This is a genomic window from Hymenobacter sp. H14-R3 (assembly GCF_030063445.1).
Taxonomy (GTDB): Bacteria; Bacteroidota; Bacteroidia; order Cytophagales; family Hymenobacteraceae; genus Hymenobacter.
Genome location: NZ_JASITD010000012.1, coordinates 1 through 26,818, shown reverse-complemented (window position 1 = coordinate 26,818; position 26,818 = coordinate 1). Strand labels below are relative to the sequence as shown.

The 26,818-nt window shown below is 60.4% G+C and carries 28 protein-coding genes and 1 pseudogene; 16 read left to right on the top strand and 13 right to left on the bottom strand.

From position 1 onward, the window contains the following. Positions 1-120: 120 nt before the first annotated feature. Positions 121-1,230 carry a vWA domain-containing protein gene (locus QMK33_RS12330; protein WP_283564893.1) on the bottom strand — a complete coding sequence of 370 codons (1,110 nt, stop codon included), beginning with the start codon at positions 1,228-1,230 and terminating at the stop codon, positions 121-123. A gap of 117 nt (positions 1,231-1,347) precedes the next feature. After that, a complete protein-coding gene (locus tag QMK33_RS12325; RefSeq protein WP_283564892.1) occupies positions 1,348-2,346 on the bottom strand; it encodes a GNAT family N-acetyltransferase in 999 nt (332 codons plus the stop codon). A 92-nt stretch (positions 2,347-2,438) separates the two neighbouring features. Between QMK33_RS12325 and QMK33_RS12320 the strand changes: the two are divergent. Beyond that, positions 2,439-2,723: pseudogene (locus QMK33_RS12320) on the top strand (DUF427 domain-containing protein); the annotation flags it as partial. 174 nt (positions 2,724-2,897) lie between these two features. Here QMK33_RS12320 and QMK33_RS12315 read toward each other — a convergent pair. From QMK33_RS12315 to QMK33_RS12295, 5 genes are all read right to left on the bottom strand, one after another. After that, the gene (locus tag QMK33_RS12315; RefSeq protein WP_283564890.1) at positions 2,898-3,854 is read right to left on the bottom strand and encodes an NADP-dependent oxidoreductase; all 957 of its coding nucleotides are present in this window, start codon (positions 3,852-3,854) and stop codon (positions 2,898-2,900) included. A gap of 126 nt (positions 3,855-3,980) precedes the next feature. Then, positions 3,981-4,967, bottom strand: coding sequence for an acyl-ACP desaturase (locus QMK33_RS12310; protein ID WP_502867063.1), 987 nt, complete (start codon positions 4,965-4,967; stop codon positions 3,981-3,983). Positions 4,968-5,302: 335 nt separating this feature from the next. Then, a complete protein-coding gene (locus QMK33_RS12305) occupies positions 5,303-5,839 on the bottom strand; it encodes a GbsR/MarR family transcriptional regulator (protein ID WP_283564889.1) in 537 nt (178 codons plus the stop codon). Between the two features lie 25 nt (positions 5,840-5,864). Continuing rightward, a complete protein-coding gene (locus QMK33_RS12300) occupies positions 5,865-6,776 on the bottom strand; it encodes a TIGR01777 family oxidoreductase (RefSeq protein ID WP_283564888.1) in 912 nt (303 codons plus the stop codon). 255 nt (positions 6,777-7,031) lie between these two features. Further along, complete coding sequence (locus QMK33_RS12295) at positions 7,032-8,126, bottom strand: DNA polymerase beta superfamily protein (protein ID WP_283564887.1); 1,095 nt, start codon at positions 8,124-8,126, stop codon at positions 7,032-7,034. A 179-nt stretch (positions 8,127-8,305) separates the two neighbouring features. Between QMK33_RS12295 and QMK33_RS12290 the strand changes: the two genes are divergently transcribed. Both QMK33_RS12290 and QMK33_RS12285 read left to right on the top strand, forming a co-directional pair. Next, positions 8,306-8,482, top strand: coding sequence for a hypothetical protein (locus QMK33_RS12290; protein WP_283564886.1), 177 nt, complete (start codon positions 8,306-8,308; stop codon positions 8,480-8,482). A 13-nt stretch (positions 8,483-8,495) separates the two neighbouring features. Further along, complete coding sequence (locus QMK33_RS12285) at positions 8,496-8,942, top strand: porin family protein (protein WP_283564885.1); 447 nt, start codon at positions 8,496-8,498, stop codon at positions 8,940-8,942. Between the two features lie 29 nt (positions 8,943-8,971). Here the strand turns inward: QMK33_RS12285 and QMK33_RS12280 are convergent, their stop codons facing one another. After that, positions 8,972-9,727 (bottom strand): nucleotidyltransferase domain-containing protein, encoded by a 756-nt coding sequence (locus QMK33_RS12280; RefSeq protein ID WP_283564884.1) that lies wholly within the window; start codon positions 9,725-9,727, stop codon positions 8,972-8,974. Positions 9,728-10,091: 364 nt separating this feature from the next. On the opposite strand from QMK33_RS12280, the gene katG reads away from it, so the two are divergent. The 7 genes from katG (at position 10,092) to QMK33_RS12250 (ending at position 14,715) form a co-directional block, all read left to right on the top strand. After that, a complete protein-coding gene (gene katG / locus QMK33_RS12275) occupies positions 10,092-12,299 on the top strand; it encodes a catalase/peroxidase HPI (protein WP_283565019.1) in 2,208 nt (735 codons plus the stop codon). Between the two features lie 135 nt (positions 12,300-12,434). Next, positions 12,435-12,584 carry a hypothetical protein gene (locus QMK33_RS23495; protein WP_349361737.1) on the top strand — a complete coding sequence of 50 codons (150 nt, stop codon included), beginning with the start codon at positions 12,435-12,437 and terminating at the stop codon, positions 12,582-12,584. Positions 12,585-12,590: 6 nt separating this feature from the next. Beyond that, positions 12,591-12,767: a helix-turn-helix domain-containing protein gene (locus QMK33_RS23490; protein WP_349361742.1), complete on the top strand. Its 177-nt coding sequence runs from the start codon at positions 12,591-12,593 to the stop codon at positions 12,765-12,767. 48 nt (positions 12,768-12,815) lie between these two features. Further along, a complete protein-coding gene (locus tag QMK33_RS12265) occupies positions 12,816-13,304 on the top strand; it encodes a hypothetical protein (RefSeq protein WP_283564883.1) in 489 nt (162 codons plus the stop codon). Between the two features lie 68 nt (positions 13,305-13,372). Beyond that, entirely contained in the window at positions 13,373-13,963 is a 591-nt protein-coding gene (locus QMK33_RS12260; RefSeq protein WP_283564882.1) for a TMEM175 family protein, read from the top strand. Positions 13,964-13,965: 2 nt separating this feature from the next. Next, the gene (locus QMK33_RS12255) at positions 13,966-14,217 is read left to right on the top strand and encodes a DUF3601 domain-containing protein (protein ID WP_283564881.1); all 252 of its coding nucleotides are present in this window, start codon (positions 13,966-13,968) and stop codon (positions 14,215-14,217) included. Positions 14,218-14,247: 30 nt separating this feature from the next. Next, positions 14,248-14,715, top strand: a complete 468-nt coding sequence (locus tag QMK33_RS12250) for a hypothetical protein (protein WP_283564880.1) — start codon at positions 14,248-14,250, stop codon at positions 14,713-14,715. A 23-nt stretch (positions 14,716-14,738) separates the two neighbouring features. On the opposite strand, the gene QMK33_RS12245 is transcribed toward QMK33_RS12250, so the two are convergent. Both QMK33_RS12245 and QMK33_RS12240 read right to left on the bottom strand, forming a co-directional pair. Continuing rightward, complete coding sequence (locus tag QMK33_RS12245; RefSeq protein ID WP_283564879.1) at positions 14,739-15,527, bottom strand: NIPSNAP family protein; 789 nt, start codon at positions 15,525-15,527, stop codon at positions 14,739-14,741. Positions 15,528-15,666: 139 nt separating this feature from the next. Beyond that, positions 15,667-18,315: a polynucleotide kinase-phosphatase gene (locus QMK33_RS12240; RefSeq protein ID WP_283564878.1), complete on the bottom strand. Its 2,649-nt coding sequence runs from the start codon at positions 18,313-18,315 to the stop codon at positions 15,667-15,669. A gap of 235 nt (positions 18,316-18,550) precedes the next feature. Between QMK33_RS12240 and QMK33_RS12235 the strand changes: the two genes are divergently transcribed. From QMK33_RS12235 to QMK33_RS12215, 5 genes are all read left to right on the top strand, one after another. After that, positions 18,551-19,894, top strand: coding sequence for a putative sensor domain DACNV-containing protein (locus tag QMK33_RS12235; RefSeq protein WP_283564877.1), 1,344 nt, complete (start codon positions 18,551-18,553; stop codon positions 19,892-19,894). Positions 19,895-20,004: 110 nt separating this feature from the next. Next, positions 20,005-20,358 (top strand): type II toxin-antitoxin system RelE/ParE family toxin, encoded by a 354-nt coding sequence (locus tag QMK33_RS12230; RefSeq protein WP_283564876.1) that lies wholly within the window; start codon positions 20,005-20,007, stop codon positions 20,356-20,358. Continuing rightward, complete coding sequence (locus tag QMK33_RS12225) at positions 20,339-20,644, top strand: helix-turn-helix domain-containing protein (RefSeq protein WP_283564875.1); 306 nt, start codon at positions 20,339-20,341, stop codon at positions 20,642-20,644. Before QMK33_RS12230 ends, QMK33_RS12225 begins: the two co-directional genes overlap by 20 nt. 51 nt (positions 20,645-20,695) lie before the next feature. Beyond that, positions 20,696-20,872 (top strand): hypothetical protein, encoded by a 177-nt coding sequence (locus tag QMK33_RS12220; RefSeq protein ID WP_283564874.1) that lies wholly within the window; start codon positions 20,696-20,698, stop codon positions 20,870-20,872. A 149-nt stretch (positions 20,873-21,021) separates the two neighbouring features. Further along, the gene (locus QMK33_RS12215; protein ID WP_283564873.1) at positions 21,022-21,507 is read left to right on the top strand and encodes a hypothetical protein; all 486 of its coding nucleotides are present in this window, start codon (positions 21,022-21,024) and stop codon (positions 21,505-21,507) included. Positions 21,508-21,595: 88 nt separating this feature from the next. On the opposite strand, the gene QMK33_RS12210 is transcribed toward QMK33_RS12215, so the two are convergent. Together QMK33_RS12210 and QMK33_RS12205 are read right to left on the bottom strand one after the other, a co-directional pair. Beyond that, positions 21,596-23,146, bottom strand: coding sequence for a 3' terminal RNA ribose 2'-O-methyltransferase Hen1 (locus QMK33_RS12210; protein WP_283564872.1), 1,551 nt, complete (start codon positions 23,144-23,146; stop codon positions 21,596-21,598). Positions 23,147-23,320: 174 nt separating this feature from the next. Further along, positions 23,321-24,256 (bottom strand): sugar phosphate isomerase/epimerase family protein, encoded by a 936-nt coding sequence (locus QMK33_RS12205; protein WP_283564871.1) that lies wholly within the window; start codon positions 24,254-24,256, stop codon positions 23,321-23,323. A gap of 152 nt (positions 24,257-24,408) precedes the next feature. On the opposite strand from QMK33_RS12205, the gene QMK33_RS12200 reads away from it, so the two are divergent. Then, positions 24,409-25,038 carry a hypothetical protein gene (locus tag QMK33_RS12200; RefSeq protein ID WP_283564870.1) on the top strand — a complete coding sequence of 210 codons (630 nt, stop codon included), beginning with the start codon at positions 24,409-24,411 and terminating at the stop codon, positions 25,036-25,038. 96 nt (positions 25,039-25,134) lie between these two features. Here QMK33_RS12200 and QMK33_RS12195 read toward each other — a convergent pair whose 3' ends face one another. Then, a complete protein-coding gene (locus tag QMK33_RS12195; RefSeq protein WP_283564869.1) occupies positions 25,135-26,577 on the bottom strand; it encodes a GH1 family beta-glucosidase in 1,443 nt (480 codons plus the stop codon). Between the last annotated feature and the right edge of the window lie 241 nt (positions 26,578-26,818).

Genomic DNA, 26,818 nt, shown 5'->3' with positions numbered 1-26,818 from the left:
CGGAGTGGTACTCCGTTCTGCCGCAACGCGGCAGGCTGGCGTTAGAATGAAATGATTGAATGCAGGCGGCGCAGCTCCGGCCTCGCCGCTACGCGGCGATAAACGGAGTGCCACTCCGTTCTACAGGCTTTTGCGCCGATTCTTTTTGTAGTCTTCAAACACCAGGTGGCCCAGGCCCTTGAGGCCCGAGTAGTAGGCTTTGCCCTGGTTCACCTCGGTAAATTCCTCCACGAATTTCTGCAAATACGGGTCGGAGGTAATCATAAACGTGGTAATCGGAATCTTGATGCGGCGGGCGGCGGCGGCCAGGTTCAGCGTCTTGTTCACCACCTTGCGGTCGAGGCCAAACGAGTTTTTATAGTAGCCGTTGCCTTCCTTCAGGCAAGTGGGCTTGCCGTCGGTAATCATAAATATCTGCTTGTTAGGTGTTTTGCGCTTGCGTAGCAGGTCCATTGCCAGCTCTAGGCCCGCCACGGTGTTGGTGTGGTAGGGGCCCACTTGCAGGTAAGGCAGGTCCTTCACCTCAATCTGCCAGGCGTCGTTGCCGAATACAATCACGTCGAGCGTGTCCTTGGGGTACTTCTGCTTCACGAGCTCGGCCAGGGCCATGGCCACCTTTTTAGCGGGCGTGATGCGGTCTTCACCGTACAGAATCATCGAGTGCGAGATGTCAATCATCAACACCGTGCTGGTCTGCGACTTATGCTCGTTTTCACGCACTTCGAGGTCGCCCTCGGTCAGCATAAAATTATCGCCGTCCATGCCGTGGTTAAGCTGGGCGTTGCGGATAGACTCGGTCATCTGAATCTGCTCCAGCGAATCGCCGAAACGGAACTCGCGCAGGTCGGTGCTCTGCTCGTCGCCCTGCCCGGTGTGGGGCGTGCGGTGGTTGCCGCTGTTGCCACGCTTGAGCTTGCCAAAAATCTCCTCCAGGGCCGACTTCCGGATTTTCTGCTCAGTCTTGGGCGTGATTTTCAGCTCGCCCCGCTCCTGCTCATTCTCATCAATGTAGCCCTTCTTCTTGAGGTCATCGATGAAATTGCCCATGCCGTAGTCGTTGTCGGTGAGGCCGTACTGCTTGTCGAGCTCATTGAGCCATTGCAGGGCCTCGCCCACATCACCGCTAGTGATGGTAATCAATTGCATAAACAGCTTAAAAAGCTGCTCAAATCCTTTATCGCCCGAGTTTTCATCGGGCACAAAATCACGAAAGCGAACGCCGAGAGCCATATAATTTTTACTGGGATAAGGATGCTGCCCGGCGCGTGCTACGGCGGCCAAATACGGCATCGAATAAGCTACTCCGGCCAACAACGCCCGCGCCGGTAATGTTTCCGGGCCCGCGCCTTAGTCGGCGGGTGGGGCCGGGCGGGGCCGCAGCCGGCGGTACAGCGCCATGCGCGCCGCCTTGAGCTGGCGCACCGGCCACGGCAGGCGGTTGGCGGCGATGGCGTGAAACGGCGCGGCCACCGACCCAAAGCTGGCGTAAAAGTGCGCCACGCTGGCCACTTCCGGCGCCTCAAAATCGAAAGTGGTGGCCCGGCCCGCGTAGGTGCGAAACACCTCGTCGAGCAGCACCGAAATGGCCCCTGCTTCCTTACCGGCCGGCGTCGAGGAGTTGAAGATATAGGTTAGCTGGCCGTTGAACTCAAACAGCAAAATCATGGCCACTACCTCGCCAGTGGCGGCGCGCGCCTGCCACATGTGGGCCATATGTTGCTGACTAGCAGCCGCGTACAATGCGCGCAGGAGTCGGTATTCGTAGGCTTCGCCAATAACACCGTGGATTTTGGGAGCCGTGTACTCAGCAAAAATCCGCACCAGCAGGTCGATATCAGTACTCGGCTCCACGCGCAGGCCCCGGCGGCGGGCCTGGTTGAGACGCCAGCGGCGGTTGGCCTTGTAGCCGGCCAGCAGCTGCGGGTAGTTGGGTTGCAGCGACAGGTAATAAGTAGTGAAGGCCGCGCCCGCTAGCCCGGGCTGGCCGGGGCCGAGCAGTTCCTGGTTGCGCGTGTTAAAGGCATACTGCGTGATAAACCGGAACCGCTGCCGCAGCAGCGCCCCGATTTGCTGCCAGTCGGCGGCCGTGGGCGCTTCCAGATAAAATAGCCCCAGCTGCTGCGCAAACAAAGGTTGCTTGAGGTAGCGCAGCCCAAATTTGGTGCGCACCGGCAGCGGCAGCACCGCTACGTAGCGCCCGGCTTCCTCCTTCACCAGCGCCGCCCAGCCGGGCGACACAATGTCGAGGTACCAGGACAGCCCGTAAATCAAGCCGTTGGGCGCGCGCCCCAGTAAGGCATCCCACTGCGGGCGGTCTACTTCGCCGGGGCGGAGGTAGCGTATCATAGAAGGCAGGCCGGGTTAGCAAAAGGTGAACATCTGGCAAAGATGCGCGTTTACTTTCAGCGGACCGGCTTTTTAACGCGCCGCGCCGCCGACCTATGAAAGCCATTTGGAACAATACCGTCGTGGCCGAGAGCGACGACACCGTAGTGGTGGAAAACAACCACTACTTCCCCGCCGACTCCCTTAAGAAGGAGTTTTTTGAGGATAGCATTGCCCACACTTCCTGCCCTTGGAAAGGCCGCGCCAGCTATTACTCCCTGCGCGTAAACGGCGACCTCAACAAGGATGCCGCCTGGTTTTACCCCGAAACCAGCCCCGCCGCCGCTAATATTAAAGACCGGGTAGCTTTCTGGAAAGGCGTAAGAATCGAGAAGTAGCCGCAAGCGCAGTGTTTCCTAGCTGAAGGCACTGAGTAATAAAGAACGTCATGCTGGGCGTGGCCGAAGCATCACTACCGCGCCGCTGGGGTTATTAGTCCTCAAGGCGTGGTAGCGATGCTTCAGTTACGTTCAGTATGACGTTCTTTCTTGTGCGTTTTACGGATTCGTTGCCTACGGCACAATCACCACCTTACCCGTTGTGTGCTTGGACTCAATCTGTTCAAAAGCCTTTTTGGTATCGGCCAGCGAGAAGGTTGCCGCGATGGGCACGGCCAGCTTACCGGCGTCGGCCAGCTCGCGCAGGTGGTTGAGGCCGGGCACGCTGGGCTGAGCCATTACGTGGGCAAAATGCACGCTGGCGGGCAGCTTCAGGGCCTTGCCATCGTTGAGCACCGAGATGAGGCGGCCAGTGGGCTTGAGAGCCGATAAGCTCTGACTGAGCGTGTCGCCGCTAACGGCATCAAACAGCAAATCAACGCCTTGCGGCGCTACCTTCTGCACAGCCTCGGCAACGGGGCCAGCTTTGTAGTCGATAGTAAAATCGGCCCCGAGCTCCTTCATGTAGTCAGCATTTTGGCCGCTGGCTACGGCAGTTACCGTGGCCCCCACGTTCTTAGCCAGCTGAATGGCCGTGCCGCCCACGCCGCCCGAAGCACCCAGAATCAGCACCGTTTCGCCCGCCTTGAGCCCACCCGCCACGATAACCGACTGATAGGCCGTGAGGCCAGCCAATGGCAGGCCGCCGGCGGCCTGCCAGCTCAGCCTTTGGGGCCGCAGGGCCAGGTAGCATTCGGGTACTACAATATGCTCGGCGAAGGTGCCGTGCTGCACCACCGGGCGACGCACGTAGCCATATACTTCGCTCCCTTCGGGCAGGCGCGACGCGCCATGGCCGCATTCCTCCACAATGCCAGCCACATCCCAGCCTGGCACGGCCGGGAAGGCATTGGGCACCACTTGCTGAAAGTGGCCTTCGCGCACGATGTAATCGACGGGGTTGATGCCGGCGGCTTTCACGCGCACGCGCACTTCGCCTTCACCTACTTCGGGTAGGTCGAGCGGGCCGACCTGAATTTTACCAATACCACCAAACTCGGTGTAGTATGCGGCCTGGGTTTGCTGAGCCATGTGGGTGGTACGGGTTAGTTGTATTTGCTCCTAAAGCAGGCGTGGCCTATTGGTTAAGGGCCAGCAAAAAGCGCCGACTACCACAGGCAGCCGGCGCTTTCATAACGCACAATGCAAATAAGCTAACTAGCTAATCCACTTGAACTTATATTCCAGCTTAGGTATCGTCATGCGGTCGCTCACGCGGCGCAGGCGGGCAGGCAGGGCCATCACGTAGTCGCGGGCCTTTTCGGCGGGACCAGTGAGGTTGGTGCGGTCGGCTATTTTCCACTCGCTGATGAGCGTGTCGAGAATATCGGTGTAGTCGCTGCTCGTGTACACACCAATGCGCTGGGCGGCATCGGTGAAATGGCCGAACGTCTTGCCCATGTCGATGCCCAACTCGCGCATGTAGTGGGCAGGCATCACGATTTTTTTGCGCATCATGTCCTCAAAGGCCAGCATCATCTCACTGGGGTCCAGCTCGAAAATCTTGTCTACGAAGGTTTTGTAGGCGCGGGCGTGGCGGTTTTCGTCGCCGGCAATCATGCCGCAGATTTTGGAGAGCTGGTCATCGCCGGCGGCGCGGGCCAGCTGGCCCACGCGACGGTGCGACACGTTGGTAGCCATCTCCTGGTAGCTCGTGTACACAAAAGCGCGGTACGGGTCGTGGGCCGTGCCGAGGTCGAAGCCATCGTTGATAAGGTGCTGGGTACTAGCCTCAAACTCGCGCATGTTTACGCGGCCACATAGGTAGAGGTAGCGGTTGAGCAGGTCGCCGTGGCGGTTTTCCTCGGCCGTCCAGCCCCGAATCCACTGCGCCCAGCCGTTGTCGCGGTCGCGGTTTAGGTCGTCGAGCTCGTGAAACCAGGCCTCGTAGTTGGGCAAGGCTTCTTCGGTAATGGTATCGCCGATGAGCACGGCCAGCAAATCGTAGCTTAGGGTACCGGCGCGCTCGCGCAATTCCTTCACCTCATCGAAGAAGGTGTCGCGGCGCGAATCGGGCAGGTAATCAGCGGGTTGCCAGCTATCCTCCACCTTTTTGAGGAAGGTATAGATATTATCTTTCAGATAACCTTCGAGTTGCATGAGCACTTCGCCGCGCGAAATGAGAAGGTCGGAACTGAGCATCATATGGAAGGGGGGCCGCCAGTGAGCGGCCGATGAATGAACGCGCGAAGGTCGGGTTTTAGTTGAGTTTAGCCAGTACAAGATTAGGGCATTGATGCCTTTTGGGGTGTTGGAGGGGCCGGTTGTAGCTACGTTGAATGCTACCTTGCTAGTTTTCAGCCAGTAGCCCTTTGGCTGGCAAAACTACGCAGCCGTTTTTATTCCTATTTCCGCCGCCCCACCCGCGCACCTGGCCTGCTTAAGCGGGCAGCAGGGCAACGAAGGAACCCAAAAAGTACCAGTTGCCCGCTCCTTTGGGAGGATGCTCGCCTGGGCCGCCGCCGGCCATCGTCGCCACGTTACAAAAAAAGCTTGAAAAACTTGTCCCAGAACCAGCTGCGCTCGGCTAGCATGAGCTTAGTGAGCAGCTTATCGGAAGCAGTAGCGAGCTGCTGAATATCGGTGAGCGTGGTATGGAAGGCACGGTAATCGGCATCGGCCGCATCGCCGGGCAGGGTGGCCAGCTGGTCGAGCGTACGCTTCATGGGGTCGAGCTCGCGGCGCTTACGCGCCCGGATGATGCAGCGCGTGACTTGCAGCATATCCTTTTCGGCCACAAAGTACTCGCGGCGCTCACCAGGGCGCAGCTCCTTATAAAGCAGGCCCCAACCGAGCAGCTCGCGCACTGTCATGCTGGCATTGCCCCGCGAGATAGTGAGCTGACTCATAATATCTTCGGTGCTGAGCGCCGCCGGGCTCACCAGCAGCAGGGCGTGCACCTGGGCCAGGGTCTTGCTCACGCCCCAGCTCGTGCCCGACACGCCCCAGAGGTGGATAAACTGAGCTTTAGCCTCGGCTAAGGTTTGCGGAGGCACGTCAGGGTTCCCGGTACTCATATTTATATAATTATTAATCAGGTAATTATAACTTAGGCAGCAGGTCGGTAATAGCCGGTTCGCAAGCCGCGAAATCAAAGGCAAATCCTGCGTCGAGCAGCCGACCAGGGTACACCTTGCGGCTTTTCAGGATAAGCTCCGTTTCCGTGCGCAACACAAAAGCTCCTATTTCGAGTAGCCAGCGGGGCTGCGGCAGGCGCACCAGGGGCTTTAAGTATTTAGCTAACAAGCCATTAAAATCCTGATTGCGAAGCGGCTGCGGCGCACACAGGTTTACCGGGCCGCTGATAGTCTCAGCTTGCGCCAGGAATGCCACCACCCGGCAAAAATCGGTGATGTGCAGCCAGCTAATCCATTGCTCACCAGTATCTTGCGGCGAGCATAAGCCCCAGCGAGCCAGCCGGGCCATTACGGGAAAAGCCCCGCCGTCGGCCCCCAACACAATGGCGGTGCGCAGCGCCACCCGGCGCGTGCCCGGCGTAGCCCCGGCCATGAATACCGCCTCCCAGGCCCGCGCTACATCCACCGAAAAGCCTTCGCCGATGATGCCGGCCGCCTCCGTGTTGGCCGGGAGGCTACCGCGCGTATCAGCGTAAATAGTAGCGGTTGAGGAGTTTAACCACACGCGGGGCGGCTGCCGGCAGGCGGCCACGGCCGCGCTCAGCACCGCCGTGCTCTCAACCCGGCTGGCCAGCACCGCTTGCCGATTGGCAGCCGTATAGCGGCAATCGACGGAGCGGCCGGCCAGGTTTACCAGCAGGTCCGCGCCTTCCAGTTCGGCGGCCCACGGCCCCAGCGTACGGGCATCCCAGCGCACGTCGCCGGGGCCCGTTCGGCTGATGCTTACTACCTGGTAACCAAGGTCTTCAAAATGCGACCGCACGTGGCGACCCAGAAAACCGTTACCACCGATTAGAACAAGTTTGGCTGCGGACATGGCTGCTGCGTCAGCGCCCAATGGCGACGCACCGGGTTGGTCCGGGGCAGCGGGGGTTGACGGAGCAAAGGTATCACAAGTTTCAATAATTCCTGAAACTTGTGATACCTTTCGGATTGGAGCGGTCTTTAGGTTGGTTGCCAGTCCGCCGGCGCCAGCCGGCCGACTGGTTGTCGTTGAACGGCGTGGGCTTGCGCAGCGACAACCGGTCGGCCAGCTGGCGCCGGCGAACCGGCTACCAAAATAAAGGCCACGCTAAACTTGCTCTTGGCTAGTGCTGCGCGCCGCGTAAAACTGCTGGCGCACCCGGCGCAACGTGGCTTCGGCGGCGGCTTTATCAGGGGCGGCGGCCAGGGCCGACGCGGCGAAGGCAGCTTCTACCCGCGCTACCAATTCGCCGGCTTCGGCTATTAGGGTGGCGTATTCAAATTCGCCGCGCCGGATTTGGAGCAGGAATTCGCGGTTGGAGCGGTGCACGTTTAATTCGCCGGTGAGGGCAATTTCCTCGGCCATTTGCAGCAAGCGAAATACGTGCAGCATATTTTTGGCGTCGTAGTTTTTGCCGTGCTGCACGGTGTTCGCGTAGCGCTCTTTATTGCGCTTTTCCACCCATTCCCAATACTCCCGAAAGGCCCGGCAATATACGCTGTAGCCCGTGCGGTTGAAGGATAAATACGCGGCCGGCTCCTCCCCTTTCGGCACGGCCGAAAGCAGGACGTCCTGGCTGATTTCGGGGTCGCGCACGAGGCCGCGGTAGCCCAGCGGCTGGCCGGTAATGCGGTCGATGAACAGGGCGTAAAGGTCCGTGAGGTGCGGCACATTGGCCAGGCCACACTGCTGGCCTTCAAGGTTTTGCCGACTCAGCCAGGTGGCTACTGGCTGCGCCCCGGCTCCTGCCGTGACGTAGCAAAAATCGAGTACCGACTTGCGGGCGGGCGGTTCGGGATGGTTAATTTTTTTATTCAAACCCTGCGCCTTGCGAATTTGCGCCACGGCATATTCGGCGAAGCTTTGGCGGCAGAGTTTCGATAAGAAATCGACGGCCCGGAACTCCGAAAATAGCGGATGCTGATAAATGATACAGGCGGCGGGCGTGCCGAGCAATTCGAGCACCGTAGGATTATTTTTCAGCAGTAACTCGACGAAGCGGCGCAGCTCATAAAACACCTCATCGTTAGTATCATTCGCAATTTGCGGAATATAATCGAGGCCAAAAAACGCCTTTTCGGGCAGGATAAATACGCCTTTTAAATCGGTATCGGAATGTGGCAGGTTGGTGCCGTAGGCGCGGCTGCCGCTCACGGCTTCAAATAAAATCAGGTTCTGCTGGCGCAGGTCGGCAATGGTCATGGGGCGCTAAAGTAGCGGGGACTTGCCATCCGCAGCGGGCGCGGGCGATTGGGGCAGCGGTCGGCAAGTTCGCCCTACGGTTCTCGCTGCTTCAAAAACGTCAGGATTTCTCCAAGATAGCCACCTTGCTTTGCGAGAAAAAGTTGGTGCCCGCCGCGTTGGCGGCACTTACCGCTCCTTTGCCCGTTTATGCTGCGCTTTTTGGGGACGAAGGCGAGCCGCTGGTGCTGACTATCGACCAGTCGTTTTTTTACACGCGCCTCCAAAACCCGCTCCTCCTGCCCGATGGCGGCGTGATGGGCGGCCCCGGCGCGGGCACCTACCAGCCCGGCAGCGGCCCGCTCAGCTGGCAATAATGCCCCCACGCCCGTGGTAACGCAAGGCCTGGAAACCTACGTGCGCCTGCGCGCCGACGAAACGGAGCTGTACCTGGGCCACGGTTTTACCTACGCCCGGCGGCAGTACGACGCGGTGAACCCCAACGTGGAAGTGGCCGCCCGGCACAAGTTTGCGGCCGTGGCCCTCACCGATTTTACCGACCGCCTCGGGGCGAGCATCGAGGCGAGCTACACCGGCCAGCAGTACCTGCCCGACGGCACCACCACGCCCGGCTACCCCATCATGGCAGCGCTGCTGCGCTACCGCACCGGCCCTTACACGCTGGTTCTCAACGCCGAAAACGTGTTCGACTACCGCCAGATGCGCCGCGAGCGCGTGGTGCTGCCGCCCAGCGGCAGCCCGGTTTTCCGGGAGCTGTGGGCCCCGGTAGAAGGGCGGGTCGTGAACCTGTCGCTAAACTGGCGCTTTGGGCAGTAGGAAAGTGGCTTGGCCCGGGCGAGGGCCGGCTACTTCACCCAAGCCTGCAACACCTTGTCTAGTAGACCCTTAATATCGTTATCGCGCTCCACGACCAGTGCTTGCCGCGCCGCCTGCCCCGCCGCGTATTCTGCCGCCAAAAAGGTAGCCAGCGCCAATGGCCGCGCCACTACTGTTTTTTCGGTGGCAATGGCTTTTTGCGCCAGCAGCTCTACCACAACTTTCTGAAATTCAGACGGTAACAGCTCGCACAGCGGCCCAAACTCCATGGGCGGCAGGGTGTGGCACTCCCGAATCCAGCGGGCTGCCAGGGCCGCGCGCAGGGCGTAGAACAGGCGCTTGAGGCACACTTCCTCGCCCACTAAATCTTCCTCGACGCCGCGCCGCAGCTGGCCCTGGTAGTGGTGCAGGCCGGCTTTGAGGTTGAAGGCCAGCGGCAGCAGCGGCGCAAGCTGCGCCCGGAAGCCGGCAGCCTCATAATACACGACGGGCGACTGCAGCCATTCGAACAGCGCCGCGTTGGAGCCGCGCAGTAGGCGCAGGGCCTTGCGCAGCTCCCAACCGGCAAGGTCTAGGTCGTCATCGACCGGAAAATTGAGGGTGTCGGGGCCTTCGTCGAGGCGCAGGTACCAGGCGGCGGGGTGCACATAGATGAAGCGCACATCATAATCAGAATCGGGCGAGGGGAAGCCCCAGGCCCGACTGCCCGACTCGCAGGCGTAGAGAATATGGATACCATGCTGGGCTTCGAGGCGGGCCAGCGCTACTTTGGTTTGAATACGCATTAAACAAGAAACAGGCCGGCAGGCCTTTTCAGCAATGTTTTGCTGAAAAATAACTTATATTTGTTAAACAAAAGTATCGGCGCAGGCTTTAAGAAGACCGGGCACAGTGCTAGCTTTGGCCAGCACTTTGAAACACCAGACTACTGCATTGGCGTGCAGTTGGAACACCCGGATTTTTTGCCGGCTCCCCACAAACCTACGCGTGGGGTAGTGGTATTTTGTCCAATTTTCCAGTCTTTTCAATAAGCTGCTTCCAGCAGCGTTAATCCGCTTCAAAACCGAATTTCAATTAATCACACCCTTTTAAGTAATGGCTGAAGACCACAATAAGCACGCACCCGCCTCCAACACGACGGAGCATTTTATGAACGACGCTTCGGCGGCGAAATGCCCATTTTTGGCGGGGCAGACGCAGCAAGCGGCGGGCGGTGGCACCCGCGACCGCGATTGGTGGCCCAACATGCTGCGCCTCAACATCCTGCGCCAGCACTCGCCCATGGCCAACCCCATGGGTGCAGATTTTAACTACGCCGAGGAGTTCAAGAAGCTGGACCTGACTGCGGTGAAGCAGGACCTGTTTGAGCTGATGACCACCTCGCAGGACTGGTGGCCGGCCGACTACGGACACTACGGGCCGTTCTTTATTCGCATGGCCTGGCACAGCGCTGGCACCTACCGCATCTCGGATGGCCGCGGGGGCGCGGGCGCTGGTATGCAGCGCTTTGCACCGCTCAACAGCTGGCCCGATAACGCTAACCTCGACAAAGCCCGCCTCCTGCTATGGCCTATTAAGCAGAAGTACGGCGAGCAGATTTCCTGGGCCGACCTCATGATTTTGGCCGGTAACTGCGCTCTGGAGTCGATGGGTCTCCAGCCGTTCGGCTTCTCGGGCGGCCGCGCCGACATGTGGGAGCCGATGGATGAAATCTACTGGGGCTCGGAGCGCGAGTGGCTCGGCGACAAGCGCTACACCGGCGACCGCCAGCTCGAAAACCCGCTGGCCGCCGTGCAAATGGGCCTGATTTACGTGAACCCGGAGGGTCCCAACGGTAACCCCAACCCGCTGGGCTCGGCCCGCGACATTCGCGAAACCTTCGGCCGCATGGCCATGAACGACGAGGAAACCGTGGCCCTGATTGCGGGCGGCCACACCTTCGGCAAAACCCACGGCGCGGCCGACCCCGCCCAGTACATTGCGCACGAGCCGGCCGCGGCGGGCATCGAGCAGCAGGGCAAGGGCTGGCTGAACACCTACGGCACCGGCAACGCCGGCGACACCATCACCAGCGGCCTCGAAGGCGCCTGGACCGCCACGCCCGCCAAGTGGGGTAATGGCTACTTCAATAACCTGTTTGGCTTTGAGTGGGAGCTGACCAAGAGCCCCGCCGGGGCGCACCAGTGGAAGCCCAAAGGCGATGCCGGCGCGGGCCTGATTCCCGATGCCCACGACCCTAACAAGTCGCACCAGCCGTTTATGCTGACGACGGACATCGCCCTGCGCGAAGACCCGATTTACGAGAAAATCTCGCGTCGCTTCCACGAAAATCCTGAGGAGTTTGCCGATGCCTTTAGCCGCGCTTGGTTCAAGCTCACGCACCGCGACATGGGTCCGTTGTCGCGCTACGTAGGTCCCGACACGCCTAGCGAAGTGCTCATCTGGCAAGACCCGCTGCCCGCCGCCGACTACGCGCCGATTGACGAGCAGGATACTAACACGCTGAAAGACCGGCTATTGGCTTGCGGCCTCACGGGCTCGCAGCTCATCCGCACGGCCTGGGCTTCGGCCTCCACGTTCCGCGGCTCCGACAAGCGCGGCGGGGCCAACGGTGCCCGCCTCCGCCTGGCGCCCCAGAAATACTGGGATGCCAACAACCCCGCCGAGCTGGCCAAAGTGCTTGACGTGCTGGCTGGTATTCAAAAGGAATTCAACGGTAACGCGGGCGGCAAGCAAGTGTCGCTGGCCGACCTGATTGTGCTGGGTGGCGCTGCCGCCATTGAGCAGGCTGCTAAAGAAGGTGGCTACGAGGTGCAGGTGCCCTTTCACCCCGGCCGCACCGACGCCACGCACGAGCAGACCGACGTTCAATCGTTTGAGGCGCTGGAGCCGCACGCCGATGGTTTCCGCAACTACCTGCGTGCCAACCACGAGGCGTCGGCCGAGGCCATGCTCATCGACCGGGCGCAGCTGCTAACCCTGTCGGCCCCCGAAATGACGGTGCTGATTGGCGGCCTGCGCGTGCTCGATACCAACTTCGACCACTCGAACCACGGCGTGTTTACCGACCGCCCCGGCTCGCTCACCAACGATTACTTCGTGAACCTGCTCGACATGGGCACCACCTGGAAAGCCACTTCGGAGGCCGACCAGCTGTTTGAAGGCCGCGACCGCAAAACCAATCTGGTGAAGTGGACCGGCACCCGCATCGACCTGATTTTCGGCTCGAACTCGGAGCTGCGCGCCATCTCCGAAGTGTACGGCACCAATAATGCCGGCCCCAAGTTCGTGCGCGACTTTGTAGCCGCCTGGGCCAAAGTAATGGACGCCGACCGCTTCGACTTGGCCAAAGCGTAAGGTTGAACTGGCGAGGTATTTCTTGTTGAATGTGTTGAAGAAACGCCGCCCTGACAACGGGGCGGCGTTTTTTGTGGAGCTTATCTTAGCGGCGGGTTTAGGGAGCTTATATTTTGACCGGAAAACCTACTATCTATGAAATCCGACACTAAAATGAAGTTTTATTCGATGGATGAGGTGCTAGACGAACACATCGGCCCCGTCGGCACGCCCAAGCGCGATGCCTTTGAGGGAGAACTGCGCCTCGACCTGCTCGGCAAGGTCATTAGAGAGGCGCGCCTGTAAAGCAACCTGACTCAGCAGCAACTCGGGGAACTGGTAGGTGTGCAAAAAGCGCAGATTTCTAAGCTAGAATACAGCCTGACCGATGCGCGCTTTAAAACGGTTATAAAGGTATTTAAGGTGCTGAATGCGAAGGTTCATTTTAGCGTGGAATTGCTGAATCAAGGAGTTGATTTCAGCAGTTAATCAGATTTATTCCTGTGTCAAAACTTACCTTTAAAATTACTATAATCCATGTTACTTAAACTCTACAAAAAGCAGGACGGTATCCTATACTATTGGCAGACCTGGGATAAGAATCCTAAAAGTGGTTTTATTAATTGGGGAATTGTTGGCGAGAAAGGCACAAGAGAAATTATAAGAGCAAAGAATAAATTAGAATTTGAATTACTCATTCAGGCAACAATCAATAAGATACGGGAGAAAGGTTTTACAGAACCTGTAACTGAGAATATTCTCGTCATTGAGTATGCGGCTGAGAACATGACTGTTAATAAATTAAAGAAGCTTCACCGGTTAGGCGACCACCTTGCTTATTTGGTTGGCTATACTGGCTTAGGTGCGTTCGATGGCAACGGTTATGGCTTCGGGAAAATGGACGTGAGCGTTACCGTCGTAGATTTTGAAATCGCCAAGCGAGTTATTGCAGCAGATTTAGAGGATACTACGTTCGGCAATTACCTCAGCATCACGAAAGTAGATTTCGACGAAGACGAAGTTTAACAGCGGTGAGACGTCAGGTACCAAGCCTCTACAATCGTTTTAGCGAACACGCCCCCCTTCCCCGCTCCATGCACAAAACCCGCCTCGAAGCATTCAGCGACGGTGTACTTGCTATCATCCTCACCATCATGGTGTTGGAGCTAAAGGTGCCGCACGGGGCCAACTTTGCGGCGCTATGGCCGCTGGTGCCCGTGTTTCTGAGCTACGTGCTGAGCTTCGTGTACGTGGGTATTTACTGGAACAATCATCACCACCTGCTCAGCGGCACCCGGCAGGTGAGCGGCGGCGTGCTGTGGGCCAACCTGCACCTGCTGTTCTGGCTTTCGCTGATACCGTTTGCCACCGGCTGGATGGGCGAAAACCACTTTGCGCCCGCCACGCTGGCCGTGTACGGCGGCATTTTGCTGGGCTCGGCGGTGGCGTATGCCATTCTACAAAACTGCATTATTGCCGTGAATGGCGGGCCGACCTCGCCGCTAGCCCGCGCCGTGGGGCGCGACTGGAAGGGCAAGCTCTCGCCGGTGCTTTACCTGGTGGGCATCGCCGGTAGCTTCTGGCTGCCCTGGCTGGCGGGAGCCTGCTACGTATTTGTGGCCCTCATGTGGCTAGTGCCCGACCGCCGCATCGAGCGCACGCTACTAACCACACCGCAAGATTAGTTATGGCTTCTATTCAGACACTTACCCCGGGCCAGCGCTACTGCGTGGTGCGGGAGTTCATTGATTATAACTACCAAACGCACCCGGTGGGCGAAACCTGGGTATTTGAGCGCACCAACTTTGTACCTTATGAGGACGGGCTGACGGTGTACGTTAGCATCGGTGGCCGGCCGGTGGCGTACCGGCTGCAATGGCGGCCTGAGGAACAAGCGGCGCTCATCGAAAACTTCACCACCTTCGTGGTCGCCTGCTGACAGCAGCAGATTCACTAACTACTTCATATCATGCGATTTATAGCTTTCATCTTTTTAGCTACTGGCCCGGGGCTGCTTACGGCCTGCCAGCAGGAGTCACCGCAAACTACTGGTCAGCAGCCCACTACTGCACTGCCACCTACCCCAGCCGGGCCCCAGTGCTACGCCTATACCACGGGCAAAGACACGGTGCGCCTCACGCTGCAAACCACCGAGCCCACCGCAACGGGCCAGTTGACTTACAACTACTTCGAGAAAGACCGCAACGAGGGCACCATCCAGGGTACGCTGCGCGGCGACACGCTGCGGGCGGATTACACGTTTCAGTCGGAGGGCACAACCTCGGTGCGGCAGGTGGCGTTTGTGCGGCGCGGCGTGGGCTTCGTGAAGGGCTACGGCGACGTAGCCGAGCGCGCCGGCAAAACGGTGTTTGCGAAACCCCAGGCGCTGCGTTTCGACTCCAAAAACGTGCTGTCGCCCATAGATTGTCCGAAGTAGCTAGCTGATACGCAGCTTAGTACCTATAAACCGGAGTAAGCCGCCGGCCGCAGAAAGGTGATGTCCATGTGCGACACGTTGTTCTGGTACTCGGGCAGGGAGGAGAGCTTTTTCCACTCGGGGTCGGCGCCGAAGGCTTTCCAGTGCGCCTCGCGGTCGGGCATATTGGCGAAGGAGGTCATGTACATGAGGTTCGGCATTTTGGGGCCGAACAGGACTTCACCGTAGAAAATGGCGTTGAAGTTCAGCCGTGAAAACAGCTTGATTTCGCCGCCCGCGTTGAACATCTGCACCTTGTTGCGGAATATCTTTTCGCTGGCCCCTTCGTAGCTGCGCAGCTCGTACACGCGCTCACTCTTGGGCGCGGTTAGAGCCGGGGCCGTCAGGCCGGCCATCTCATCGAACGCTTTGATAAACAGGGTTTCCAGGCGCGTATAAGCGGGGTTAGTGTAGGCGGCATTCTCGTAGCTACCGCCGGCCGCGAGCAGCTTGGGCACGGTGGCTTTGCCCACCTGCTCCCACTGTTTCAGGGAGGTGAAGGGCGTGAAAACGTAGATGCGCCGGTCGGCGGCCGTGTCATTGCCGATGGGCTTGAACACGCCGATGGGGGCGATGCCCGCCGCCCGCATTGTTGGCAAATATTGCTGCTGCAAAAAGCTATCGACGCGGGCCTCCTGGCGCGCATTTTTCAGGTGATATACTTTCAGCTCGAAATACGTGGGGCGCTCGGCAGTGGGGTGGGCGGTTACGGGGCCACTAGCCAGCCAGCAGCAAAGGGCCGCGATAAGCGGCAGGAAACTAAGGTTTTTCATGGGTGGAAAGAGGTGAAACCCGCACATGTGGAGCTTGGCCTAACGGCCAGATTATAATTGAGTTGTTGCTTACTGCCTACCCCAAATAGGACCTGTCATGCATAGAAACTGTCATGCTCGTTTCTATTTGAACTACCGACTACAAGCGCGGGTCCACGGGCTCGCTTTCCAGGGCCAGCACGCCAAATACGCACTGGTGCACGGCGCGCAGCGGCTGGCCGGCCACGAAACGCTCCAGACCCTCCACGCCGAGGGCGAATTCGCGCAGGGCCAGATTGCGCTTGGCCTTCACGTTGCGCTGGCGCAGGCGCTCCAGATTTCCATCCAGCAGGTAGTCAGGGCCGTAGATGATGCGCAGGTACTCGCGGCCGCGGCACTTGAGGGCGGGCTGCACGAGCGTGCGGCCGGTGGTGGGGATGAAGTCGTAGGGCTTCACCACCATGCCTTCGCCCCCGCCGGCGGTGAGGGTGGCCCACCAGTCAGTGGCGGCCTCTACTTCGGCGGGGTTGGTGAGGTCGACTACGCGGTAGGGCGTGGCGCGCAGCAGGCCGGGGTCAGCGAGGCTGAGGGCGCGCAGGGTTTCCATGTGCCAGGCGTGGTCGCGGTCGAAGTACGTTTTGCCTTCGGTGGCCAGCAGGTGGAAGGGCGCCAGCTTGAGGTCGTCGAGCGACTGCACGGGCCAGCAGTAGCGGCGGTAGGCATCGGCGTAGTCGGTGGCGGCTTCGCGGCGGGCGCTGGTGCGCGCCAGCAGCGCGGCGGCCCCGTCGAGGCCGCGGGCGGCGGCAGCCACCAGGGCGGCTTCGACCTGGGGCAGGGCAGCGCTGGCGGCAGCGGCCACGGCGGCGTACTGGTTTTTGACCAGTTCCTGGGCCTTGGCCGACCACGGCAGCAGCTCGGCATCGAGGCACACCCAGTCAGTATCGAACTTCTCCCAGAAGCCGGCCGTGCTGAGGGCATCGCGCAGGCGCGCCAGGAAGGCGTTTTCTAACTCACTATCGTTGAAGAAGTTGCGGCCGGTGCGGGTGTAGCACTTGCCGATGCCCTCGCCCACCACGCCCAGGCGGCGCTGAATGGCGGCCTCGTCGCGGCCCAGCACCACTACCACGCGGCTGCCCATGTGCTTTTCCTCGCACACCACGCGCGCCACGCCCTGGCGCTGGTAGTAGGCGAAGGCTTCGGCGGGGTGCTCCAGCAGGTCGGGCAGCTCCGAGGTTTCGGTGGGCGACATGGTGGGCGGCAAATACAGCAGCCACTTGGGGTTAAGCGCAAAGCGCGACATCACCTCCAGGGCGGCCACGGCGTTTTCCTCCCGAATAGTTACTGTATTGAGCAACCGCGTGTTAATGAGCTGCTTACCTGTTACGTCGCGAATATCGAGCAGGTCGTCGTGCTGCTGCTGGGCGGTGGCTGCGGGCTCATCGGCGGCCGGCTGGCCGGGCTGGCTAAGCTGGTGCGGGTTGTAGTGCAGCGGGCGGCTGGGCTCGGCGTACACCTGGTGGGCGGGCACGGTCACCAGCGCCCGCTCGGGGTAGCGCAGGGCGGTGAGGCGGCCGCCAAACACGCAGCCGGTGTCAATGTCGATGGTGTTGTTGAGCCATTCGGGGTCGGGCACGGGCGTGTGGCCGTACACCACCATGGCCCGGCCGCGGTACTCGCTGGCCCAGTGGTAGCGCACGGGCAGGCCGAATTCATCGGTTTCGCCAGTCGTTTCGCCAAACAGCGCGAAGCTGCGCACGGCCCCCGAGCCGCGGCCCTGCATGGCTTCGGTGAGGCCCGCGTGGGCCACCACCAGCCGGCCGCCGTCGAGCACGTAGTGGCTCACCAGCTTATCCAGAAACAGCCGCACCTGCTCTTTGAAGGCGGGCGTTTCGGCTTCGAGCTGGGTGAGGGTTTCGGCCAGGCCGTGGGTAGTAGTTACGTTTTTACCGTTAAGGTGGCGCAGCAGTTTTATGTCGTGGTTGCCGGGTACGCACAGGGCCAGGCCGTCGCGTACCATGCTCATTACCAGGCGCAATACTTGCGGCGAGGCGGGGCCACGGTCTACGAGGTCACCGAGGAAGATGACTTTGCGGGTAAGGCTGGGGCCGCCCTCCGCGGAGGGCGCCCGCACCACCCGCACGCCCAAGTCCCGCGCATCCCTAACCTCCTCCTCCACAACACGATACCCCAGCTTAGCCAGCAGCTCGCACAGCTCGGTATAGCAGCCGTGCACGTCGCCGATGATGTCAAACGGTCCCGTTTCGGCCTGGCGGTTGTTGTGCAGCGGGTCGCGCACTATCGCCTGCACGGCGTCGATTTCCGCCACCCCGCGCAGGTGGTAAATGTGCCGGAAACCCTCCGGCTTGAGCGTGCGCAGGCCCTGGCGCAGCAGGCGGCGGTGGTTGGCGATAACGTGGGGCTTGGGGCCGGCGCGGTCGGGGCGCTGGCGGTTGCGGTCGGCGGCCACGCTCTCGGGCACATCGAGCACGATGGCCACCGGCAGGCAGTGGTACTGCCGGGCCAGCGCCACGAAGGCCTTGCGGTCTTCAGCGCGCACGTTGGTGGCGTCTACCACGGTGAGGCGGCCGCGCTTGAGGCGCTTGGCCACCCAGTAGTGCAGCAGGTCGAAGGCGTCGTTGGTGGCGTCGAGGCTGTTTTCATCGTCTGACACCAGGCCCCGGCAGGTATCCGACGACACAATTTCGGTGGGCTTGAACAAGCGGCGCGCAAACGTGGATTTGCCCGCGCCCGTGCTGCCGATGAGCAGCACCAGGGAGAGTTCGGGAAGCTTGAGGGTGGCAGCGGGCATGGGCGTAATTTATCTTTGGCGCGGGTAGCAACTTACGCAAAGATGCTTTAACAGAACTTAAGCAGCGAATAGGCGAGGTAGCTTTCCCGCTGAGTTACGCGGAGGTACCCCGCTGAGGTTCGCTGAGCCTTTCTGCCGGACTCAGCGAACCTCAGCGAATTACCTCCGCGCAACTCAGCGGGAAATCGGGGCTGCATAAGTCCTGGTTTTCAAGGCCCCTACTAATATTCCTGACATGAACTCCACCCCGAAAGACTTAGCCAAATTCGTATTCAGCAAGTTGAAGCGCGCTAAAACCGGGGCACGGCAGCCGCCGCTGGCCGTGCTGACGACCCTGTTTGAAAACCTGTTCTTCACCAGCCTGCAAACCGAAGAGGGCCAGCTTATTAAGGTTACCGTAACGCTGCTGGATGCCGAGAACCCCGACCCCAACCCGCCCCGCAAAAAAGTGGCCCACCGCTGGACGTGCGTGCCCTTCGGCGAGCGCATCCCGTTCACGGTCAAGAACCTGGTGAAGCTCTCCAAGGCCGCCGACCCGTGGAGCACCTCGCTGGCCGTGGACTACGACGCGCACAACGAGCTGTTTATCTGGGGCTTGATTGACCAGGCCTACCACTACCGCAGCTTCATCAACTACGAGTCCACGTTCAGCCCTGAGCAGCCCGGCCTGTTTCGCACGGCCATCAACGACATCGGCAACCTGCACGTGATGCTCGACTACGAGCTGATTGCCAACCTCAAGCACAACGTGCTGATTAGCAACTACGTGGACGTATTTGCCAGCGGGCCGGTGCGGGCGCTGCTGGGCCAGCACAGCACCGATTACCAAGCCGCCGTGCGCCAGCACTTTACCGACGAGCTGGGCAGCGACGTGCTCGACGACTGGAGCGGCTACCTCAACAACGTCATCAGCCGCTCGCTCTGCCGCATCCTGCTCAAGATGCAGGACTACCAGCACGGCGGCGCGTTCCTCATCACGCCCGACACCGAAACCGGCCTCAGCATCAAGCACCACCTCAGCTACGGCCGGCTGTTTCGGGCCATCGTGCAGTTCGTGAAGTTCGACATCGCCAGCTTCACGCACACCGAAACCATTATGAATGAGTACATTGACCTGGAGCAGAACACCCTGCCCTCGCACCTGTACTTGCAGGAAAACGTGGCCGCCACCGACAAAAGCGAAACCAGCGACGAGCTAAAAGGGGCCATCATGTTTGTGGCCGCGCTCTCGTGCATCGACGGCCTGGTGGTGCTCTCGCCCGACCTGGAGGTGCGCGGCTTCGGGGTGGTTATCCGCAGCGTGAAAGCGCCCGACCTCGTGTACGTGGCCACCCAGGCCACCGTAGACGAGCGCAAGCTGCTGCCGGTGAGCCCCAGCCACTACGGCACCCGGCACCGCTCCATGTTTGCCTACTGCTGGAACCACGCGGGCAGCCTGGGCTTCGTCGTGTCGCAGGATGGCGACATCCGGGCCATCACCCGCGTGGGCGACAAGCTCATTATGTGGGAGAATATCAAGGTGCAGCAGTTTATCAAGAGCAAGCGGCTGTTTCGGCCGCATCAGCACCAGGGAGTGTAGGGGCTTTACAGGCTGTGCCTATTCCGCAATCATCACTCCTTCAATATTTTAGGATATCATGAGCATTATTATGGCTTGGATAATGTTATCCAATTAGCTAACTTTGGCGCATGGCAGAAGAGTTTGTTCGCAACGTATTTTACTACCGTCACCACTACCTGGATTTCTTTGCCACGCTAAAGCCGGAGGTTCAGAAGAAATTCAACTGGACCTTGAAACTGCTGGCCACCGTAGAGCGGGTACCCGAAAAGTATTTTAAGCACCTCGCTGGCAGCGAGGGTTTGTATGAAATTCGAGTTGAAGTTGGCTCCGATATCTACCGCGTCTTCAGCTTTTTTGATAAAGGTCAGCTTATTATTCTCGTCAACGGCTTCCAGAAAAAGACGCCGAAAACGCCCAAAAACGAATTGGCCTTAGCCGAAAAAATCAAGCAACAATACTTCGATGAAAAAGCAGCCCGCTAACCACCTCACCTCGTTTGCCGACCACCTCACCGCGCAATACGGCGAACACGGCACCCCCGCCCGCGAAGAGTTTGAAGAAGGCTTCGAAGCCTTTAAGCTCGGGGCCATGCTGCAAGAGCTACGAAAAGAAAAAGGCCTTACTCAAGCGCAATTGGCCGAGAAATGCGGCACTACGAAAACGTATATCTCGCGTATCGAAAACGACGCGTCGGATATTCGTCTTTCAACGCTGATGCGGATTATTCGGGAAGGCTTGGGCGGGCATTTGAAGTTGAGTGTGGAATAGTTTTTATGCTTATTTGGTTGGTGACACATCTTAGAACCATAGCACCGCTCCATGTTTGCCTACTGCTGGAACCACGCGGGCAGCCTGGGCTTCGTCGTGTCGCAGGATGGCGACATCCGGGCCATCACCCGCGTGGGCGACAAGCTCATTATGTGGGAGAATATCAAGGTGCAGCAGTTTATCAAGAGCAAGCGGCTGTTTCGGCCGCATCAGCACCAGGGGGTATAGGGGTTTACACAAAATGCTTTTATTGCTACGAAAGAATGAAAGCGTTCCGTGTCTATGACTACCGATGAGCGGGCCTGAGAGTGGCCGATGAGATTTAAAATAGCTTGGGGCAGAAATAAAAACGCCTAATAATTAATAAAATTTCACTCATGATTAAGCTTTATACAAAACAAGACGGCATCTTACATTACTGGGAAACCTGGGACAAAACGCCTAAAAGTGGAATTATTCACTGGGGAATTGTAGGAGAGCGAGGTTCAACTAAAATGGTCAGAGCTAGTGGCCAAACTAAGTTTCGAGCACTCATTCAAGAGGCAATCGATATGAAGCGTGTGGAGGGATTTACTGAATCTGAGACAGAAAGTATTCTAGTGATAGAATACGAGGCCAAAGTAATGAATGCTACACGTTTAAAAAAGCTTCATCGATTAGAAGAAAGATTAGACCAACTGATGGGTTGGACCGGCCTTGGCCATGCTGACGGTAATGGATTCGGCTTCGGCAAAATGGACGTTAGCGTAACAGTAGTGAATTTTGAAATTGCTAAAAGCATTATAGAATATGATTTGGAAAGCACTGAGTTCGCGAAGTACTTAAGTATTTCACAAGTAGAAACAGATGAAGAAGATGATTAGCATAGATGATATTAATATCATCTATGCTAATCATCTTCTTCATCTGTTTCTTAAAACCTTGCTGAAAGTAGCTAATTTCAACAAGCTACTACATCAACCCAAACACCGCCATCTGCGAGGGCGCGCCTACTTCCTCCGCCTCCTCCCCCATGCCCACCAGCCGCACCTGATACCCGTGGCGCTCGGCCACGGCGGTGGCCCAGGCCGCAAACTCGGCGCGGCTCCACTCGAAGCGGTGGTCGGCGTGACGGAAGGTGCCGGCCGCGAGGCGGTCGTAGCGCTGGTTGTAGTCGGCGTTGGGGGTCGTGACGAAGACGTGCGCCGGGCGGGCGTGGCCAAACACCACGGCTTCGAGGGCGGCGAGGCGGCTGGGGTCGAGGTGCTCGATAACTTCGACCAGCGCCGCCGCGTCGAAGCCGGCCAGGCGGTCGTCGCGGTACAGCAGCGAGCCCTGGATAAGGTCGAGGCGGGCGCGCTGGCGCGGGGGCATCTCGGCCAGGTGCAGGCGCTGGGCGGCGCGGGCTAGCGCTTGGTGCGCCACATCCATGCCCAGGATATATTCAATCTTGTGCTGGCGCAGCAGCAGGCGCAGGAGCTTGCCCTCGCCGCAGCCCAGGTCGAGCACGCGCTTGGGGCCCAGCTGGTAGATTTCCTGGGCCACTTGCTGGAGGCGCTGGTCGTGGAGGGAAATCTTTTCGGCTTTGGGGTCGGGTAGGTCGCCCTGCACGGGCGCCTCACCCCCTAGCCCCCTCTCCGAAAAAGGAGAGGGGGAACTAGCATTAGTTTCTAGCTCTAATTTTCGCCCAGAGAGATTTTGAAAATCGTCTGGCTCCCCCTCTCCTTTTTCGGAGAGGGGGCCGGGGGGGGAGGCGCTCTCGGAGGGCGATTCTTCTGCTTCCTCCCCCTCCAGCAACCTAGCCAGCGCGGGGTTCACGTATAGCGCCCGGTAGCGCAGGTATCGGCGCGTGATGAAGCCGCGCTCGGGATGGCGGGGCAGCCAGTCGCCGCCGCGGTGCAGCAGCTTTTCGGCCTCGTTCTGGTCTACGTAGTAGTGCTTGTCGTTGTCGAGCACGGGCAGCAGCACGTAGAGGTGCGTGAGCACGTCTTGCAGGCGCAGGCCATCGTGGCGCAGGTGCAGAGTATAGTACTGGCTATCACCCCATTCGGGCTGGGTGGGGTCGAGCGGGTACGCCTCGGTTTCAACCACGTAGCCCAGCGGCTCGAAGAGGCGGCGCGGCCAGTCGGGGCCGGGGGCCGATACCACGGCCACCGTCACGGCCAGCGGCAGCACCTCGGCGGGCAGGGCGGGGCGGTCCTTGCAGGTGCCGTTCATGGCGGTGCCAAACGCCTTGCTCAGCGCCACGCTCAGAAACGACGACGCCACGTAGGGCCGGTCGTTGACGTACTCGGCCAGGGCAAAGCCGCCCTCGCCGGGCGCGCCGCCCCGGCCGCGCACCAGCCCAATGGGGTCGAGGTCGAGCAGCAGGGCGGCGGTGCAGCGCTCGGCCGTGGCTTCGGGGTAGAAAACGTGGGCCTGGCCGCCGGTTATTTCCACGCTTTGCAGGCGCGCCGGGTTTTTGTGCAGCAGGTAGCCCAGGTCGGTAGCGGGCTGGTGGGTGGTGGTAATGGTGAGCAGCATAGCAGAAAGCAAGGAGCGAAGGCCAAAAGTAACGCGGTGCAGCGCGGACGCTGCGAGTCCGCGAGTGGGAGCAGTTGCGCAACGGCAGGTTTTTTTATCCTGGTGCATGGGGGCTGTGGCCGGGCATTGCGCGACCGCCCCACGCGCGGACTCGCAGAGTCCACGCTACCTTCTTCATGCCCGGCCTATTTTTTCCAGCAGCGCTTTGGTTTTGCGGATGCCGTCGTCTTCGCTCAGCTTTTCGCCTTCGTACTCGATGCCTACGTAGCCTTTAAAGCCCGATTCCTTGATGATGCGGAACATCTTGGGGTAGTCGGTTTCGACGCAGTTGCCGGCCGCGTCGAAGTCAAACGTTTTGGCGCTCACGCCTTTAGCCAGGGGCATCCACTCCTGCACGGCCTGGTACTTGTCGTACGATTCGAGGCAGGTGCCCTGGTACAAATCGCCGGTGTCGCGCCGGATGCAGAAGTTGCCAAAATCGGGCAGGATGCCCACGCTGGGCTGGCCCACTTCCCGAATGGTTTGGAGCAGCCACTTTCCATCGGAGGTGTAGCTGCCGTGGTTTTCCACAATCACGTTGATGCGCTGCTTCTGGGCGTACTCGTTGAGGCGGCCCAGGCCATCCACGGCGGCCTGCTGCACCTCGGCGGCCGTGCCCTTGCCAAAGGCATTGACCCGGATGGTGAGGCAGCCCAGAAACTTGGCGGCATCCACCCATTTGTAGTGGTTTTCGACTGCCTGGAGGCGCTCGGCTTGGTTGGGCGCGCCCAGGTCGCCCTCGCCATCCACCATAATGAGGTGGTTGCGCACGCCGTGGTCGCGGCAGCGCTGCAAGAGGTCAGCTAAGTACTTGGTATCCTCGGCTTTGTCTTTGAAAAACTGGTTGACGTATTCCACCACGCTAATGCCGTAGTCCTTTTTGGCAATGCCGGGAAAATCCAGGTTGCTGATTTTCTTGCTGAACAGTGCCTTGTGCAACGACCACTCGGCCAGAGATATCTCAAAAAACGGCTGCTTGGCCAGCGCGCCGGCAATGGCCTGCGGGGCCAGGGCGGCGGTGGCAGCCACGGCCGCGGCCTGGTGCAGGAAGTGACGACGGGAAACGGACATGGCGAACGGGTGGGAAAAGGATGAGCGCCAGCCCCATACGGCGCGGCCCGCTGAAAGTAGCACCGCCCCGGCCGCCAGCCACCCGCCACCCCCGAACTTTGCGCCGTCCGCCCGGCCCGCCCCGGCGGCGTTCTTCCCCACGCCCTGCTCCCATGTCCGACCTTTCGCCGCCCGCGCCCGCGCCCTCCCTCACCGAGTTTGCCAGCTTCTACCTCTACGGCCTCACCGACAACCCCTATCAACAATCGACTGATATGCAGCATTTTGGCGAGCTGTATAACCTCGTCATCGGCGAGCACGGCGGGGTGAGCCTCAGCAGCTCGTTTCACCCCTACCAGCTCGTCAACCCGGCGGGCGTCACGGTGTGGTACGCGGCTTACGCGCAGCTTTATGCGCAGCCCAACCGCGCCGACTTATTTGGGGCGATGGCCGACGAGCAGGCCCGCTTCGTGGTGGCCCCGCCGGCCTCGTTCGGCCAGTTTCACGTGTGGCCCGACACCCGCCTGACCAGCGCCGAAAACCCGGTTTTCAGCCGCTACATCCCGTTTGTGCTGCCCTTTTTGGTGCGCAAAGGCCCGGCCGCCCTCCGCTGGGATGCCGAGTTTGCGGCCGCCGGCGGCGACCCCGAGCGCATCCAACCCTATCTGGAGGCTGTAACCGAGGCCATCCGGTTTGTGCAGCCCGCGCCGGCGTTTGTGCTGGGTTTTGGGGAGTTTGACGAGCAGCAGCCCGAGCGCTTGATTGAAGAGTTTATGAGTTGCCGGGCCATGCTGCCAGCATAGGTAGAGTAGTAGCGAATAGTAGCGCGGACTTTCTAGTCCGCACCCGCGCAGTTAGCCTGCACCCGGGTATGTGCTGAGCTACTACCCAGGCGCGGACTACAACGTCCGCGCTACTTCTGCCCCGGCCAGAAACTCGCCGTACCAGCGGCCCGAGTCCTTCAGCGTGCGCTCCTGGGTTTCGTAATCGACGTGCACCAGGCCGAAGCGCGGCCGGTAGCCCTCGGCCCACTCAAAGTTGTCGGTGAAGCTCCACGGGAAATAGCCGTTTACCCGAATACCTTCGCGGCGGGCGCGCAGCACCTGCCCGATGGCCGCCTGGTAGTAGGCCCGGCGGGCGGCATCGGGCACGCGGCCGGCCGCCGGCGCATCGGCGAAGGCCGCGCCCGACTCCGTTATATACAGCTCGGGCGCGCCGGGGTAGGCGGCGTACTGCTTCAGCATTTCATAGATTGATTCCGGGTATACTTCCCAACCCATTTCGGTTACGGGCACGCCGCGCTTGGCGGCCGGCACCAGGGCCGCGCCCAGCAGCGGCAGCCAGGGCGCGCGGCGCACCACCTCACGGGTGTAGTTCTGAATGCCCCAGAAGTCGAAGTCAAACTTCAGGCGCGCTTCGTCGCCCGGCTTTTGGTAGCGGCGCAGCAGCCAGCCCAGCGCGGGCAGCTCGGCCGTGGGGTAGCCCAGGCCGAGGGTGGGCTCCACAAAAAAGCGGTTGAGCACGGCATCGACGCGGCGCGTGGCGGCCTCGCTGGGGCCGTGGCCCGGCCGGTCGGGCGTGAGGTGCGAGCACGAAAACGTAGTGCCGATGCGCGCCGTACCCGGCAGGGCCGCCCGCAGCGCCCGGCCGCCCTCGGCCTGGGCCAGCGTGGCGTGGTGGGCCGCCGCCAAAAAGCCCGGCAGGCTGCGCCGCCCCGGCGCGTGCACGCCCAGCGCGTGCCCCGCCCCCACAAACACCATCGGCTCGTTGAGCACCATCCAGTGCTGCACGCGGTCGCCGAGGCGGCGGGCCAGCACCTGGGCGTAGTCGGCCAGCCAGTCTACCACGGCGCGGTTGGCCCAGCCGCCGCGCTGCTGCAAAGCCAGCGGCAAATCCCAATGGTACACCGTGAGCCAGGGGCGCAGGTCGCGCTCCAGGCAGGCATCCACGAGGCGGTCGTAAAAATCGAGGCCGCGCCGGTTCACCGCGCCCACGCCCTCGGGCAGCACCCGCGACCAAGCCGCCGAGAAGCGAAAATCAGTCAGCCCCAAGCCTTGGGCCAGGTCCAAATCCTGCTCGTAGCGGGTAAAAAAATCGGTGCCTACCCGCGCGTGCTCGCCCCGCGCAATGGCCCCCGGCCGGCGCGTAAATTCATCCCAGATGCTGGGCCCCTTGCCCTGCTGCTGCCACGCACCCTCCACCTGGTAGGCCGCGCAGGCCGCGCCCCAGTGAAAATCGGGCCCAAAATCGGCCCGCGAATACGTGGCGGGCGTAGTGTCGGGGAAGAAAGCCGCCGGCAGCGCCAGCGGGCGCTGAATAGATAGAATGAATTTATCGGGCATCAAACGGGACTGCGAGCAGCCAGGCACAGGTCAACAGAAGATGGATAATACGCAGGCAGTTCCCAGACAGTAACGCGCCCCTGGTAGTTCAGGGCCGCAGCGGGCGCGACTGGTTATGGTAGTTTTCGTAGGGCTTACGCAAAAGCCGGTTGTCCTTGCGAGCGCAACGCAGTGGAGCGCGGCAATCTTTCCTGGTCGTTCGCATCATTGAAATTACTACCCCCACCGTGAAGGAAAGATT

Coding starts and splice junctions, on each gene's coding strand:
- QMK33_RS12330 (WP_283564893.1), bottom strand. CDS start 1,230: ATGGCTCTCGGCGTTCGCTTTCGTGATTTTGTGCCCGATGAAAACTCG.
- QMK33_RS12325 (WP_283564892.1), bottom strand. CDS start 2,346: ATGATACGCTACCTCCGCCCCGGCGAAGTAGACCGCCCGCAGTGGGAT.
- QMK33_RS12315 (WP_283564890.1), bottom strand. CDS start 3,854: ATGGCTCAGCAAACCCAGGCCGCATACTACACCGAGTTTGGTGGTATT.
- QMK33_RS12310 (WP_502867063.1), bottom strand. CDS start 4,967: ATGATGCTCAGTTCCGACCTTCTCATTTCGCGCGGCGAAGTGCTCATG.
- QMK33_RS12305 (WP_283564889.1), bottom strand. CDS start 5,839: ATGAGTACCGGGAACCCTGACGTGCCTCCGCAAACCTTAGCCGAGGCT.
- QMK33_RS12300 (WP_283564888.1), bottom strand. CDS start 6,776: ATGTCCGCAGCCAAACTTGTTCTAATCGGTGGTAACGGTTTTCTGGGT.
- QMK33_RS12295 (WP_283564887.1), bottom strand. CDS start 8,126: ATGACCATTGCCGACCTGCGCCAGCAGAACCTGATTTTATTTGAAGCC.
- QMK33_RS12280 (WP_283564884.1), bottom strand. CDS start 9,727: ATGCGTATTCAAACCAAAGTAGCGCTGGCCCGCCTCGAAGCCCAGCAT.
- katG (WP_283565019.1), top strand. CDS start 10,092: ATGAACGACGCTTCGGCGGCGAAATGCCCATTTTTGGCGGGGCAGACG.
- QMK33_RS23495 (WP_349361737.1), top strand. CDS start 12,435: ATGAAATCCGACACTAAAATGAAGTTTTATTCGATGGATGAGGTGCTA.
- QMK33_RS12265 (WP_283564883.1), top strand. CDS start 12,816: ATGTTACTTAAACTCTACAAAAAGCAGGACGGTATCCTATACTATTGG.
- QMK33_RS12260 (WP_283564882.1), top strand. CDS start 13,373: ATGCACAAAACCCGCCTCGAAGCATTCAGCGACGGTGTACTTGCTATC.
- QMK33_RS12255 (WP_283564881.1), top strand. CDS start 13,966: ATGGCTTCTATTCAGACACTTACCCCGGGCCAGCGCTACTGCGTGGTG.
- QMK33_RS12250 (WP_283564880.1), top strand. CDS start 14,248: ATGCGATTTATAGCTTTCATCTTTTTAGCTACTGGCCCGGGGCTGCTT.
- QMK33_RS12245 (WP_283564879.1), bottom strand. CDS start 15,527: ATGAAAAACCTTAGTTTCCTGCCGCTTATCGCGGCCCTTTGCTGCTGG.
- QMK33_RS12240 (WP_283564878.1), bottom strand. CDS start 18,315: ATGCCCGCTGCCACCCTCAAGCTTCCCGAACTCTCCCTGGTGCTGCTC.
- QMK33_RS12235 (WP_283564877.1), top strand. CDS start 18,551: ATGAACTCCACCCCGAAAGACTTAGCCAAATTCGTATTCAGCAAGTTG.
- QMK33_RS12230 (WP_283564876.1), top strand. CDS start 20,005: ATGGCAGAAGAGTTTGTTCGCAACGTATTTTACTACCGTCACCACTAC.
- QMK33_RS12225 (WP_283564875.1), top strand. CDS start 20,339: ATGAAAAAGCAGCCCGCTAACCACCTCACCTCGTTTGCCGACCACCTC.
- QMK33_RS12220 (WP_283564874.1), top strand. CDS start 20,696: ATGTTTGCCTACTGCTGGAACCACGCGGGCAGCCTGGGCTTCGTCGTG.
- QMK33_RS12215 (WP_283564873.1), top strand. CDS start 21,022: ATGATTAAGCTTTATACAAAACAAGACGGCATCTTACATTACTGGGAA.
- QMK33_RS12210 (WP_283564872.1), bottom strand. CDS start 23,146: ATGCTGCTCACCATTACCACCACCCACCAGCCCGCTACCGACCTGGGC.
- QMK33_RS12205 (WP_283564871.1), bottom strand. CDS start 24,256: ATGTCCGTTTCCCGTCGTCACTTCCTGCACCAGGCCGCGGCCGTGGCT.
- QMK33_RS12200 (WP_283564870.1), top strand. CDS start 24,409: ATGTCCGACCTTTCGCCGCCCGCGCCCGCGCCCTCCCTCACCGAGTTT.
- QMK33_RS12195 (WP_283564869.1), bottom strand. CDS start 26,577: ATGCCCGATAAATTCATTCTATCTATTCAGCGCCCGCTGGCGCTGCCG.